The organism is Spirosoma sp. KCTC 42546, from assembly GCF_006965485.1.
Classification (GTDB): Bacteria; Bacteroidota; Bacteroidia; order Cytophagales; family Spirosomataceae; genus Spirosoma.
The window spans coordinates 6,486,182-6,500,999 of the sequence record NZ_CP041360.1; the positions used below are offsets into that span (position 1 = coordinate 6,486,182).

8 protein-coding genes are annotated in these 14,818 nt (G+C 49.6%); 7 read left to right on the forward strand and 1 reads right to left on the reverse strand.

The genetic code is table 11. The features are described 5' to 3' along the window. The first annotated feature begins 86 nt into the window (after positions 1–86). The gene (locus EXU85_RS26640) at positions 87–1,811 is read left to right on the forward strand and encodes an FAD-dependent oxidoreductase (RefSeq protein WP_142775000.1); all 1,725 of its coding nucleotides are present in this window, start codon (positions 87–89) and stop codon (positions 1,809–1,811) included. Positions 1,812–2,138: 327 nt separating this feature from the next. After that, a complete protein-coding gene (locus tag EXU85_RS26645; RefSeq protein WP_246859257.1) occupies positions 2,139–3,077 on the forward strand; it encodes an alpha/beta hydrolase in 939 nt (312 codons plus the stop codon). Between the two features lie 37 nt (positions 3,078–3,114). On the opposite strand, the gene EXU85_RS26650 is transcribed toward EXU85_RS26645, so the two are convergent. After that, positions 3,115–5,970: an alpha-L-rhamnosidase gene (locus EXU85_RS26650; protein ID WP_142775002.1), complete on the reverse strand. Its 2,856-nt coding sequence runs from the start codon at positions 5,968–5,970 to the stop codon at positions 3,115–3,117. Between the two features lie 233 nt (positions 5,971–6,203). Between EXU85_RS26650 and EXU85_RS26655 the strand changes: the two genes are divergently transcribed. The 5 genes from EXU85_RS26655 (at position 6,204) to EXU85_RS26675 (ending at position 14,702) form a co-directional block, all read left to right on the forward strand. Then, on the forward strand, positions 6,204–6,809 hold the full coding sequence (locus EXU85_RS26655) for an RNA polymerase sigma factor (protein ID WP_142775003.1): 606 nt from the start codon (positions 6,204–6,206) through the stop codon (positions 6,807–6,809). Between the two features lie 109 nt (positions 6,810–6,918). Continuing rightward, positions 6,919–8,037: a FecR family protein gene (locus tag EXU85_RS26660; RefSeq protein ID WP_142775004.1), complete on the forward strand. Its 1,119-nt coding sequence runs from the start codon at positions 6,919–6,921 to the stop codon at positions 8,035–8,037. Positions 8,038–8,329: 292 nt separating this feature from the next. Then, entirely contained in the window at positions 8,330–11,791 is a 3,462-nt protein-coding gene (locus EXU85_RS26665; protein ID WP_142775005.1) for a TonB-dependent receptor, read from the forward strand. Between the two features lie 41 nt (positions 11,792–11,832). Next, the gene (locus tag EXU85_RS26670) at positions 11,833–13,563 is read left to right on the forward strand and encodes a RagB/SusD family nutrient uptake outer membrane protein (protein ID WP_142775006.1); all 1,731 of its coding nucleotides are present in this window, start codon (positions 11,833–11,835) and stop codon (positions 13,561–13,563) included. Positions 13,564–13,715: 152 nt separating this feature from the next. Continuing rightward, positions 13,716–14,702, forward strand: coding sequence for a hypothetical protein (locus EXU85_RS26675; protein WP_246859258.1), 987 nt, complete (start codon positions 13,716–13,718; stop codon positions 14,700–14,702). The last annotated feature ends 116 nt before the right edge of the window (positions 14,703–14,818 follow it).

Sequence of the window (14,818 nt, forward strand, 5' to 3'; positions counted from 1 at the left end):
AGATATGGCGTATGTAGCCGTTTAAGGAACCACACAATAACTAACTCATTTTTAATAAATTATCACCAAACCCAATACTCCTCCTCATGCTTTCACCTGCACAGCTCTTTCCAGTATCGCTTAGCCGATTTAGCCGAAACTGCTCGGTAATTATCGGGTTGGCAGGCCTTCTTATTGTCCTTCCTGGCTACCGAAAACCCGCAAAATTCCCACAGGCGGTGGTGCAAAATGCCGAGGTGCGGCACTCCGATGTGATCATTTACGGCGGTACATCGGCGGCTGTGATTGCGGCTGTCCAGGTGAAGAAAATGGGTAAATCAGTTATTGTAGTTTCGCCCGATAAACACCTGGGCGGACTGTCGGCGGGTGGGCTTGGATTTACGGATACGGGCAACAAAGAAGTTATTGGCGGCCTATCCCGCGAGTTTTATCAGCGACTCTACCAGCACTACCAAAACGACAAATCCTGGCCGTGGCAGCAACGCAGTGAGTATGGTAACAAAGGTCAGGGAACGCCCGCTATTGACGGCACCAACCGAACCATGTGGATTTTTGAACCCCATGCTGCCGAGCAGGTATTCGAGGACTTTGTGAAGGAAAATAAGCTGACCATTTATCGCGACGAATGGCTGGACCGCTCGGCAACAGGCATTCAGAAACAGGACGGTGCCATTCGTTCGTTCCGAACACTAAGTGGTACGGTATACGAAGGAAGTGTATTCATCGATGCCACCTACGAAGGCGACCTGATGGCGGCTGCGGGTGTTCGTTACCACGTGGGTCGGGAGGCCAACAGCGTGTATAATGAGACCCATAATGGTGTGCAGGTAGGTATTTTTCAGCACGGCCACTTTTTCAAAAAAGATATCAGCCCTTACAAGGTGGCGGGCGATGCAAAAAGTGGACTCCTGCCCGAAGTATCGGCTGATGAACCAGGCCCGAACGGCACGGGCGACCACAAAATTCAGGCCTATTGTTTCCGTATGTGTCTGAGCAATCATCCTGACAATCGGGTTCCATTTGCTAAGCCTGCGGGCTACGACCCCAATCGCTATGAACTGCTGGCGCGTGTTTTTGCCTCGGGCTGGCGCGAAACCTTCGATAAGTACGATCCCATCCCCAATCGTAAAACTGACACCAACAACCACGGCCCGTTCAGTACCGATTACATCGGCAAAAATTACGATTACCCCGATGCTACCTACGAACGCCGGAAGGCGATTATTCGGGATCATGAACTATATCAGAAAGGGTTGCTCTATTTTTTGCAGAACGACACACGCGTACCAGTCGATGTCCACGAAGCCATGCAGCAATGGGGATTACCTAAGGATGAGTTCAAAGACAATGGCGGCTGGCCGCACCAACTCTATATCCGCGAAGCCCGCCGGATGCTGGGTGAGTTTGTCATGACCGAAGCAGACGCACTTGGGAAAACCAATGTACCAAATCCGGTGGGCATGGGCTCCTATGCGCTGGATGCTCATAATTCCCAGCGATTCGTAAAAAAGGACGGCTTTGTCCAGAATGAGGGCGACATCGGCGTTCATCCCGACAAGCCTTATTCCATTGCGTATGGCTCTATTCTGCCGAAGGCAGCGGAATGTACTAACCTGCTGGTACCGGTTTGTGTATCGAGTTCACATATTGCCTACGGTTCCATCCGCATGGAGCCCGTGTTTATGATTCTGGGCCAATCGGCCGCAACAGCCGCAGTGCTGGCCATTGACGGTAAGACTTCCGTTCAACAAGTCCCTTATGATAAATTGAAAGAGGTGTTGCTCAAAGAAGGTCAACGGCTTACTTTGTGAAGAAATCAAGTATTATTAACCACAGAGCGGTCCGCCGGTGCGGCACAGAGTACACAGGGATTGAAAAATTAATAATAAAGAACCTGTTTAAACTTATTTTCTTATAGCTCTAAGCTTTTGCTTAACCGCAGAGAACGCTAAAACAACTCCGCAGAGGTCTCAAAGAAATTCACTCAACTACTTCGCGCACTTTGCGGAGTTACCTTTGCGGTTAAATTGAAAAGTTTAAACAGACTCAACTATTCATATCCGCACTGGTGATCCAGTCTGTGTTCTCTGTGCCGCAACGGCGGACCGCTCTGTGGTTAATAATTTCACCAAACAACTATGCAAATTCACTCCCATTTCTGCCGTACCATGAAATTCAGTTTTTCTATTTTCCTACTGACAGTAGCTGGTACGGTTACAGCTCAACAAATTATCCCCTTGTATTCAGGAGCCATCCCGAACGCTACGTCGTATACGATGAAGGAAATAGCGTCGGAAAAAGACGGTAAAGTTTCCTGGTACCAAAAAGTGTCGAAACCCACAATGACTATCTTTTTGCCTCCTAAAGAAACAGCCAGTGGCGCGGGGGTGGTTATTTTTCCGGGTGGGGGTTATTCGGGGGAAAGCTACGAGGGAGAAGGCATTTTAATCGCTGAAACCTTTGTCAAACATGGGGTTGCTGCCTTTGTGGTAAAATACCGGTTACCCAGTGACTCGATCATGGTCGATAAAAGTATTGGCCCGCTCCAGGATGCCCAGCGAGCCATAAAAGTAGTGCGGGAGCGAGCAACAGAATGGGGCCTTAAACCCGACAAAATAGGGATCATGGGGTTCTCGGCGGGTGGCCATCTGGCGTCTACCGCCGGAACGAAATTCGGTGAACCGCTTATCGACAATACCAACAAAACCAGCTTACGACCCGATTTTATGATTCTCATTTATCCCGTCATTTCCATGAACGAGACCCTAAGTCATAAAGGGTCAAGAACGAATCTGTTAGGGGCCAAACCAACTGCCGGGCAAATAGAACGATTCTCCAATGAACTGCACGTAACCAATCAAACCCCGCCCACCTACCTCACCCATACCGGTGATGACAAAGTTGTGGATGTAGACAATAGCCTAACGTTTTATGAAGCCCTCCGCCACCATAACGTACCCACCGAGCTGCACCTATACCCCACCGGCGACCACGGCTTCATCCTAAAACTCCCCACCGAAGAATGGATGCAACCCCTGTTTGTCTGGATGGTCAAAAACAGCTGGGCAACCCGATGATCTCCCCTAAAAATAAGCAGACCGAACTGACGTCAGCCTAATGCTGGGCCGTGAATTGATACCCTCCCGAACCAGCTTCCAGCTGTAAATACCCGTCTTTAAACTCCTTTACGGTAATACCTGGGCTCATCTTTATTGCTTTCTTGTTGACCAGAACGGTAGCTGGATTTGTGGTCGGGATGAACACGCTGGCAATGGTATTTACGGGTATTTTAACGGTCAGCGTAACCGTTTTTCCGGACTTTTTCCAGGCTGATTCAATCGGCCCGTTGATCGAGTGATAGGTAGCTTTTACGTAAGTCAGGCCCGTGTTGGCTATTTCCGGTCTGATCGTGAATGTTCTATACCCGGCTTCCCCAACTTTGAGGCCTGCCGCATTACCAAACAACCATTCATTTACCGCGCCAAAAGCGTAGTGGTTGAACGAGTTCATACCGGCATTATTTTCAAACCCTTTTCCCTTGATATAGCTGTTCCAGCGCTCCCAGATTGTATTGGCTCCATTAACCACTTCAAATCCCCAGGATGGGTATTCTGTGCTCAGCAGTAATGTATAGGCTTCATTGCTATGTCCCGTACTTGATAACGCTGGCAATAAGGGTTTTACGCCCAGAAAGCCCGTTGAGAGTTTGTTATTGTTTGTCTTAATGAGATCAACCAGCCAATTGCCCGCTTGCTGGTACTGATCAGGTTTGAGCATATGCATGTAAATGGCATTGGCATAAGCCGTTTGAGTATGCCCCTCAAAGCCCATTTCCCCATCTACATAGCCGTTTCCATCGCCGTAGGCCGCGCTATTCGTTTTGAACTTCCCGGTTGCGTCGGTATAGTGGGCTAAACAGGCCTGTTTAACCTTGCTAAAAATGGCTTCGTAATACGCCGATTCCTCCTGCTTACCAATCGCCTTGGCCATGTCGGCCATCATGGAAGCCACATAGCCATAATAGAGAGTTGCCAATAGATCGGGCGGTGTTTTTTTTCCAACAGAGAGCCAGTCGCCAAATCCACCTTTCGGTGAAATATCCTCGAAACTGGCCTCTTTATATACATACTGGCCCTTGCTCTTGTCCTCCATGAACTTCAGATAGGCAACCATATTTGGCCAGAACTCCCGAATCACACGGGTATCTCCATACGTTTTGTAAATCGTATAGGGACAAATGATACCAGCCTCCGACCAGCCCGGCGAGTACGTATCCGTTTTCCGAACGTTGGGTGCGGGCGCATAAATCGGGTACGACTTATCAGCGCGTTGGGCATCATTCAGGTCGACCAGCCATTTTGTAAAAAAGGCCGAGATGTCGTTGTTGAAGGTGGCGGATTGAATATAAGCCTGTGCATCGCCTGTCCAGCCGAGCCGTTCATCCCGCTGTGGGCAATCTGTAGGCACATCGAAATAGTTGGACCGTTGCGTCCAGACAATATTTTGGTAGAGTTTATTCACCAGTTTGTTATCTGTTTCGAAAGCACCGGTTTCGGGGGTGGCCGACGTTAACACGATACCCATTATCGCATCCAGGCTGGGGGCTGTTCTGAACCCGGATACTTCCACGTACTGAAACCCGTGATAGGTGAATTTAGGCGTCCAGGTTTCACCCTGTTTGGCTCCTTTCAGTATGTAGGTGTCGGTGGCTCTGGCTTTCCGAAGGTTCTCCGTCATGATGTCTCCATTCGGGAATAACACCTCGCCAAACCGCAGTCGAATGGTATCGCCTTTGTTTCCTTTTACCTTAAGTTGTACGATGCCAGCAAAATTCTGGCCCAGGTCAAAAAGGTATTTTCCGCCTGATTTTGGCATAACGGATTTGGCTTTTAACGCCTGAAAAACCTGAATTGGATTACCAGGATAAGCGTCAAGCCGACGGTCTGCCTTATCGGGGAAAATGCGGCTCGTCTTCCAGTTCGAATCGTCAAATCCAGCTTTACTCCAATTGTCAAATTCCAGATTGGCGTTATAGGTTTCGCCATTCAGGATATCCGCTTCAATGATCGGTCCGTGATTCGTTTTCCAGCTTTGGTCGGTCGCAATCGTTTGTTTTTCGCCATTGGTATACTCAATGTCCAGTTGAGCTTTCAGCAGGGGAACAGTACCATAGAAATTTTTCACGACCGGGTTCCCCACCAGCAACGCATAACCCAGATAGCCAGCGTACCAGCCATCCGAAATAATGGCTCCAAAGGCATTTTCGCCCGCTTTTACGTCGGCCGTGACATCATACGTCTGGTAATAGACTCGCTTGGTATAATCGGTCCAGCCGGGCGTAAAGTAGTCGTTTCCAATGCGCTTGCCGTTGATCTGAAATTCGTACAAACCTAAGGCCGTCACGTGCAATCTCGCTCGTTTAATGGGGCCTTTTAGTTTCGCTTCTTTCCTGAAAAAAGGGGCAGGTGGCAAGTGATAGGTTTTCCCTTTCCCCAAGGCAGTCAGGTCATTACCTATCCATTCGGCCTGCCAGTCAGCTTTGTTCAGCAGACCCATTTCCCAGCTGGCGGTTGCACTCCATGGGCCAGGCTGGCCGCTTTTATCCCAACTCCGGACTTTCCAATAACACATTGTTCGAGAGGAAAGGGGCTTTCCGGCATAGTCGATTTGATTGGTGGCATTCCCAGGCACTTTCGCTGAATTCCACAGATCGGCCTTGTCGGAAGCCAGCAAGTTCGGTGATGACGCGACCATGATCTGATAGGCCGTTTGTCGTTGACCGCTTACAGTAGAGGTTAGCTCCCAGCTTAAACGTGGCTTCTGGGCGTCAGTTACTGGATTTACTTTATATTCCGTCCGCAGGTTAACTGGTTTTATATCCGCTGAACGGGCAATCGATTGGCAGCAGGTGATGAGCATACTAAAAATTACCAGTGACAGCACTTGGATGGCAAACGGACTAACTTTCATAGAGCAGGTAGTGATTTGAGTAGAAAGACCTTTTCCGGTAAAGTCTAACGGGGCAATGCTCCACGAGCAGGCTATTTCAACATGTTGCTTAAACTTTTGTTACGTATCGTACTACGGTCCACGGTCCGGCAAACGTTTACGATCAAGCCTGTTTTTTCAAGAAATACGTTATCCGATCAATATAAAAATATACTTGTGGTCTTTACCCATTCGTAAACTCATCGTCTAGTCCGTTGGATACGACAACTGGTTATCGGGATTTAGCTCCTCAGGAGCTGTGGCAACGCTTCAAAGCCGGCGACGAACGGGCTCTGGGAGAATTAGCGCGGAAGCACTACCCGAGCCTGTATAACTATGGCCTTCGCTTGACTACGGATTCCGAACTGGTTTGGGACACGATTCAGGATCTGTTTCTGGAATTGTGGGACCGTCGGGAAGCGGTGGGTGACGCTGTTTTCGTAAAAACCTACCTCTTAAAAGCCCTTCGCTACAAATTATTGAAAATTCGGGGGCATCATCCCTCCATTCATCTGGACGAGTCTGAACCGGCGCACATGCCATTTACGGGCTCAATCGAGGAAGAAATTATTGACAATGAGCTGCACTCGGAACAGGAACGCCTGTTACACCAGTTAATGGCAACCCTGACCAAGCGCCAGCAGGAAGTGCTGTATCTGCGCTTCTACCAGAATTTAGATAACCACGAAATTGCCCAGATTATGGGCATGGAGCGACAAAGTGTGGCTAATCTGCTGCACCGAACGTTCAAAGAACTCCGAAGCCAATGGTCGTCTGATTTGCTCCTTTACCTATTGGTCTTTGTTCTGCCGAAACGATAGTTAGCAGAAATTGCACTATAGGCGAAAAAATTTTTCCTTTTTTTTGAGTATTGCCAAACGAAGAATAGCACTATAAGAGTAAAGGTCCTCCTCTGCTAGTTGCTTCGTTATGAATTACAGGATTTACAACGCCGAAGACTTTCTGTTCGACGAGTCATTTCGCCAGTGGGCAAGTGGAAGTTCTCCCCAGTCGGCTGCTTTTTGGGAGCAGTGGCTGATACAAAATCCAGATCGGGCGGAGGTGGTCAAACAGGCCCAGGAGCTTGTCCGTGCCCTGAATGAGCACTACCGTGATGACGCCACCGATGCCCGCTTTACCAGTGAGCTCAACCGGCTGATGCAACTGGCGGCCGAACATCGGGATGCCGAGCTGGAAACCCCAGTCATTCCCCTTCAGCAACAATCCTGGTGGCGATGGGCTGCGGCTGCGTCCATTATTCTGGTGGCAGGTCTGGGGATCTGGCTCTACAGGTATACAACTACCTCAACGTCAAGTCCCGAATCGTATGCTCACCTAACGAAGACGGCCTCCCTGCCACTTCAGGAAAAAGTCAATACCAGCAACCAGCCCATCAATGTCCTGCTCTGCGATGGAAGTCTTATTACGCTACGGCCAAAGAGCCGGGTAAGTTATCCGAAACACTTCGCCAAGACCAGCCGGACAGTTTACCTGAACGGAGAAGCTTTCTTCGACGTGGCTAAAAATCCAGCAAAACCGTTCCTGATCTATGCGAACCAAACCGTAACCAAAGTATTGGGCACCAGCTTTTTGGTTCGGGCTTTTGAAGAAGAAAAGGCGGTAACAGTAACGGTGCGAACCGGGCGTGTATCGGTGTACACGCGACAGGATTTTGAAAAAGCGCAGCAGTCAGGTTTGCGACGGATAGAGGGAATCATTCTGACGCCCAACCAGCAAATGACGTATAATCTGGAGGAGAAACATCTACTGAAGGCACTGGTAGAGAAACCAACCGCACTCATGCCCGAAGCCGTCAGTCGCGAGCAGGTGTTTGAAGATGCTCCTGTTACAAAAGTCTTTGCCACCATTGAACGAACCTATGGTGTGAAATTAATTTACAATGAGGATGATCTGTCGGCTTGCCTGGTCAATCTCACCTTTTTAAATGAAAATCTGCTGGAGCGGCTGGATATAATCTGCCAGACTATCGGGGCCTCGTATGAGGTACTGGATGGGCAGATCGTCATCAGCAGCAAAGGCTGCAAATAACCCATTGCCAAGACAGTGAATAATGAATAATGTAAAATGAACAATGTAATTACCTCTTGGACTCACCATTATCCATTATCCATTATCCATTATCCATTTACTTATTTAATTCCTAAGCCCACTTTTCTACCAATCGCCTATGCCACAATAAACCGCTTTTAATAAAAAAAGTCAGTGATGATTCCGGCATCACTGACTTCACTCGCACCCTTGTTCGATACCCTCATCCAGGATGAGGCAGGGGGTTTTTTGTCCATTTCTAAATCCAAACAGTCAAAAAACAAGTAAAAGTATGAAAGAACTTCGACAACCGCTTAGCCTGTTGCGCAGCCTTATGAAATTTACTGTCTATCAGTTACTAGTGGTGGCTCTTGTAGCCGGTCTGGCAACCGCCCGACCGGTTGACGCGCAGAAAGTCATGGATCAGCGCATTACGCTCCGCGCCGATAACCTGACGTTAAAAACCGTCCTGAATCAACTGGGACGCCAGGCCGACGTACGCTTTGCCTACCGGTCAGCTTTGGTTCAGTTGAATGACCGGGTATCGCTGAGTGCAACGAACCAACCTTTGGTGGCTGTATTGGATAATCTATTAAGAGCCCACCAACTTACGTATCAGGTAAAAGGTCGGCAGATTATTCTCAATCAGGAACCCCCACCACCAATCATTGAATTACCTTATAATACAGACCTAAACTCTACCGACCGGAATCTGTCAGGAACCGTTTCGGACGAAGGTGGAAACCGACTCCCCGGTGTGAGTATTGTGGTGAAAGGCACTAACCGGGGTACCACCACCGATGCCAATGGCCAGTTCCGGATGACCTTACTCACGGGCGATGATGTACTGGTCTTCAGTTTTGTGGGCTACCTATCCCAGGAAATTACGGTAGGTAATCAGACCGCAGTCAATGTCAGTTTAGCCGTCGACACCAAAAACCTCAACGAGGTGGTGGTAGTTGGGTATGGTACGCAGAAACGGTCGGACCTAACCGGGTCTATTTCTTCCGTAAAAGCAGAAGAAGTGAAGAACCTGCCCGTTCGGAGTGTGAATGAAGCCTTACAGGGCCGGGCTGCGGGTGTTCAGGTAACCCGGAATGATGGCTCGCCCGGTGCCAGTTCCGATATTGTGATCCGGGGGGTTGGCTCCATTGGTGGCATGTCCCCGCTGTATATCGTCGATGGCATCCGAATGTCGGCGGGCAACAACTTCAACCTTCAGGATGTCGAGTCCATTGAGATTCTGAAAGATGCCAGCGCTGCTGCCATTTACGGTGCCCAGGCTGCTGGTGGTGTTGTGCTCGTGACCACCAAGCGCGGAACCAGTGTCGATAAAATGAAGATCAACTTCAATGCCTATTATGGCGTTCGGCAGCCCCGTAATCTGTATAAAATGCTGAATACGGCCGATTACATCACGGCAAAAAAAGCCTTTGGCGTGAACACAAGTGGCTGGGGCGACCCCAGCACATTACCCGATAATGACTGGGCAAAGGACTTGTTCACCAACGGATCGGATCAGAGTTATTCCTTATCCTTATCAGGGGCTACAACTAAAACCAATTATTATGTTTCGGCCAATTACCAGCGGGAAGGAGGCACCCTGATCGACAACTGGTTTGAGCGGTACGGAATTCGGTCGAATGCCGACTTCAGGATCAATAAGAAACTGAAAGTAGGCGAAACGCTCTATGCCTGGAAAACCGGAACCAATCCCGTTGTTACCAGTACGTTCCCCTTTCGTTCTGCGCCTGTTGTTCCTATCTACGATCCCACCAATTCGTTTGGGGGCTGGGCTAAAACAGGCACCTTTTTTACCGGTCCCAATCTCGTAGGGCAGGAATACCAGAACCACATGCAGAATGAAACCTACGCATTGGAAGGCAACCTGTATGCCGATTGGGAAATTCTGAAAGGGCTGAATCTTCGTTCCACCTTTGGGGCGTCAATCTATAACGTACACAACTACCGATTTACGGAAGCCTACGACTACGGTACCGTTGCCAATCGCAACGCCTTTTTGAGCCGGGACATCAACAGTCAGCAAAACCTGACGGCCAACTTTGTCCTGACGTACGCCAAAACCGTTGGTGAGCATGAGTTTAAGGTATTGGCAGGTTATGAAGCGTATAAATCCGATTTGAGTACGCTACATGCCGAAGCCCAGAGCTTCCCCTACGTTACCTATAACCTGGCTCTGAGCAGCAACCCAAGCAGCTACGTAGCCGCCGGTGCCGAGTTACCTCAAACCCGGTTGCTTTCCCAATTTGGGCGGATCAACTACACTTATGCCAACAAGTACCTGCTGACGGCCACCGTCCGTCGGGATGGTTCGGACCGATTCGGCCCAGCCAATAAATTCGGCGTTTTCCCGTCGGTGTCGGTCGGCTGGAAACTGAACGAGGAGGCCTTTATCCGGGATAATCTGACCTACGTTTCGAACCTGAAGCTCCGGGCCAGTTACGGAAAGCTGGGAAGCACCAGCAACATTCCCCAATATACATACCAGAATTCCTACGGCGGAACGGGTGGCACAACCAGCATGGGTCTGCCTGATGGTTCCCGTTTCAAAGGCTATGCCCTGACCGCTCAACTGGCGAATCAGGACATCAAATGGGAGTCTGTGCTTCAAACGGATATTGGTCTGGATATTGGCCTGTTGAATAACGCCCTGAATATTACTGCCGACTGGTACAGCCGCCAGACAAACGACATGATTTACCAGGTTCCGGTTGCCATGTCGGCTGGTTTTGGTAGTACCACCGTGTTCACCAATATTGGGCAGATGAGTAATAAAGGGCTTGAGCTGGCGGTCGATTATCGGGGCAAAAAAGGTGCATTCACCTACGGCATTGCCGCCAATGCATCGTTTAACCGAAATCTGGTCAAGAAGCTGGATGGCACCAACAACAACCCGATCAACGACGGTCCCGCCGGCGATTACCTGGAAAGTGTTGTGTCTCGCACCCAGGCAGGACAGCCCTTGGGTCAGTTTTATGGTTACAAAACCGATGGAATTTTCCAGACCAATGCCGAGGTACAAGCCCTGAACCAAAAAGCGCAGGAAGCTGCGGCAGCAACGGGTGGCGCCACCACGGGCGTTTATTATCAGGCAGCTGCCACCGGAGCGGGCGACCTGAAATTCCAGGATTTGAATGGCGACGGCCGGATTACCTCCGCAGATAAAACCTTCATTGGCAATCCCTGGCCCAAAATGACCTACGGGGTTACGCTGAACATGGCCTGGAAAGGACTGGATTTTTCGGCACTGTTTCAGGGCATTGCGGGTGTGGATGTGTTCAATGCCAACAAATACTACACCTCGATTTTCGTGGGTGACTACAACACCACCCGCGACATTTTCAATACGTCTTACTTCAATGGCAATGGGCTTACCAACCTGCCTCGCGTAGGGTACACGGATGCGTCGGGCAACTACGTTCGCGATCCGAATGCCAACTATACGCGCATTTCAGATTACGCCGTCGAAAACGGAGCCTTCCTCAAACTGCGTACCATTCAGATTGGGTACACGCTTCCGGCTTCGCTGATGAAACAGTGGAAAATGTCGGGCATTCGGGTGTATGCGCAAGGGCAAAACCTGCTGACATTCACCAAGTATTCAGGGCTTGACCCGGAAGTAGTAGGACGCAGCAGCGGCTCAAATGCAGCCTCTACCGGCCGGGGAATCGATACAATTTATTCCTATCCGCGCACGACGCTTATCTCCATGGGCATTGATGTGACTTTCTAACCTCATTTACTGGCTTCAGTAATACAAAACGATATTCGATCATGAAAATAGTAGTCAAACTTTCCCTATTTGTCTTACTCCTGAGTCTGGCAGCCTGTAAAGAGAGTTTTGTGAATGTAGACAATCCCGGCGCTATTTCGACCGCCAGTTACCCCGGCACAATCGCTGACCTGGAACAACTCCTGGCAGGTGCTTATTCAACCCAACATGCCCCGAATTTATACGGGCATAACATGCTGGCCAAAAACACCTACCTCTGGGACCATACTACAGATTTAAGCTGGCAGGGAACCACCACCTGGATTCAACTGGCGCAGAATAACTCGCAGGTCAATGATAGTTTCCTGCAAGGGACCTGGCAGGATTTATGGCGGGGTGTCCAACGCTGTAACACCTTGCTGGCGGGTATTGAAACCTTCAGTGCTAAAGCGAATGCTGCGGATGCAGCATCGGCAAACCTGATTAAGGGACAGACACTTTACCTGCGCGCCTGGTACTACTTCTATCTGACTTCTCAGTGGGGAGAAAGCTTCCTAGTTGATGGGCAGGGGGGCGATAAAATGGGCGTACCTATTATCACCAAAACGTCTAGTAGCCTCCCCGAAACACAGGTGGCACGGGCTACGGTCAAACAGTGCTGGGATTTCATTATCTCGGATCTGAAAGCCGCCGAAACGATATTAAACGGAAAAACCTGGACTGGCGCTACGGATAAATACAAAGTGGGCGGCTGGGGCGTAAAAGCGTTTCTGGGTAAAGTGTATGTGTACACGCAGGACTGGGCCAATGCGAAAACGTACCTGGCGGATGTAGTCACCAACAGCGGCAAGTCGCTGGTGCCGTTCGACACTTATAAAACCATGTTCAACGCCCAAAGTGAGTTCAACTCCGAATCATTGATTGAGCTTAATCTGAATATTGACATGACCTACCGGGGTACAGACGATCGATCAATGGGGTCCAGTATCGGGATGGTGATTGCGCCAACCTTTGTTGGGCCAACGGGCGGACAGGCAGCATCGGCCTGGTCCAACGTGTTTCCACATGCCAAAAACATAGCCCGGTTTGGCTTTAATCTGGGGCATTATTTCCCGGCGGGAACCGCCACAGCCAACATCGCCAATGTCGACAAGTCATACATCACGAAATCGGTGGCGGCCCGAACCAACAAAACCGTGGACCCTCGCTTGTGGGTGTCCTGCCTGCAACCCTACGTCGATTCAATGATTGTACTCGGCGTTAAGCAGCCCATTTCGCACTATCTGGACATTTCGGAAATCGATATGGAAGCCTGGAGTTTCCGAAAATACATTAATCTGGCGGGTACAGAAGGCGAGGTAAACATGGCTAATGGCGACAACATTCTGTGGCTCAGGCTGGCGGACATCTACCTGCTCTACGCCGAAACCCTGACCCATACCGGCGACAATGCCACCGCGCTGGAATATGTCAATAAAGTCCGACGGCGAGCGTATGGCTATGCCGTCAATACGGCTTCAGCAGTCGATTATAAAACCCTGACCGATCAGACCAGCGCACCCGACGCGGTGCTCAAAAACGACCCACTCAAGTATGAACGATGGGCCGAACTGTTTGGCGAAGGCCATTGGTGGTTCGATGTCTGTCGATGGAAAATCGGCGATAAAGAAGCCGCCTATTACCAGCGGGTTCGTGGGGGTGCCATTCAATGGGAACCAACGGATTACGCCCAACCCATCCCGATCAATGAGATCACCTCAAACGTTAGTATGAAGCAAAATCCGGGTTATTAAGGTTGATTGTCATTTGGTGGTCATTGACAGTCATTGCTGGTCATTTGTAGTCATTGACAGTCATTAATTGAGAATTTATCACCTGTCAGAATTTTACCGCAAATGACCACCAAGACAATCAATGACCACTAATGACAATCAAATGACCACTAATGACTATACTCCTTATGAAGCAGGCATTCGTAATTCTTGGCGTTCTGCTCGGCCTGACCAGCGCTGTTCGTTTGGCTCCATTTCCTCAGGCAGATATCTCCAATGGGGTGATTCAGGCGAAGCTCTACCTTCCCGATCCGGCGCAGGGCTATTATCAGGGCACTCGGTTTGACTGGTCGGGTGTTTTTGCCAGTCTTGATTACAACGGACATAGCTATTTCGGCCAGTGGTTCGATAAATACGATCCAAAACTACACGACGCCATCAGCGGCCCCGTTGAAGAGTTTACACCGATTGGGTATGAAACTGCTAAACCGGGGGAGGATTTTCTGAAGATTGGAGTGGGTTCACTTCGAAAAGCAGCTGATGCACCTTACCGATTTGCTACGCCTTACGAGACCATAAATCCCGGAAAATGGAGTGTTGCCAAAAAAGGTAAAGATGCCATCGAGTTTACCCACGAGCTGACCGACGCTGCGGGTTACTCATACCGCTATCGCAAAACGGTAAAACTGGTCCCCGGCAAACCAACCCTGGTACTCGAGCATTCGTTAACGAACACCGGCAGCAAACCTATTGAAACAACAGTTTACGATCATAATTTTTATGTGATCGACAAGCAAACAACGGGTCCCGATTTTTTCGTAACGTTTCCCTTTCCGTTGCAGACCAAAGGCACACCCAGAGGCATGGGCACCCTGTTTGAAACACGCACGAATCAGATTACCTACCTGCGCGAACTTGCCAAAGGGGAAACCACGCATTGCTACCTGACCGGTTTCGGCGACACGGCTAAAGACTATGACATACGGATCGAAAACCGAAAAACCGGCGCTGGTGTGCGCATCACGTGTGATCATCCCATCGTACAACTGGCTTACTGGTCAATGCCCATTGCAGTGTGCCCGGAACCTTACATCCAGATCAAAGCCGAACCGGGAAAGGAGTTTAGCTGGAAGATCCAGTATGACTACTATACTAAATAGTGAAGGATGCAGTGATGTCAGGTTCTTAAACCTGACATCACTGAAAGAATTCGACACCACAGAAATTGGTTACGAATGGTCAGTTATAATTAGTGTTTTTGCCATTACTGGAATTA

Bases quoted from the DNA above. Each gene is read 5' to 3' on its own strand.
- EXU85_RS26640 (WP_142775000.1), top strand. From the start codon at position 87: ATGCTTTCACCTGCACAGCTCTTTCCAGTATCGCTTAGCCGATTTAGC.
- EXU85_RS26645 (WP_246859257.1), top strand. From the start codon at position 2,139: ATGCAAATTCACTCCCATTTCTGCCGTACCATGAAATTCAGTTTTTCT.
- EXU85_RS26650 (WP_142775002.1), bottom strand. From the start codon at position 5,970: ATGAAAGTTAGTCCGTTTGCCATCCAAGTGCTGTCACTGGTAATTTTT.
- EXU85_RS26660 (WP_142775004.1), top strand. From the start codon at position 6,919: ATGAATTACAGGATTTACAACGCCGAAGACTTTCTGTTCGACGAGTCA.
- EXU85_RS26665 (WP_142775005.1), top strand. From the start codon at position 8,330: ATGAAAGAACTTCGACAACCGCTTAGCCTGTTGCGCAGCCTTATGAAA.
- EXU85_RS26670 (WP_142775006.1), top strand. From the start codon at position 11,833: ATGAAAATAGTAGTCAAACTTTCCCTATTTGTCTTACTCCTGAGTCTG.
- EXU85_RS26675 (WP_246859258.1), top strand. From the start codon at position 13,716: ATGACTATACTCCTTATGAAGCAGGCATTCGTAATTCTTGGCGTTCTG.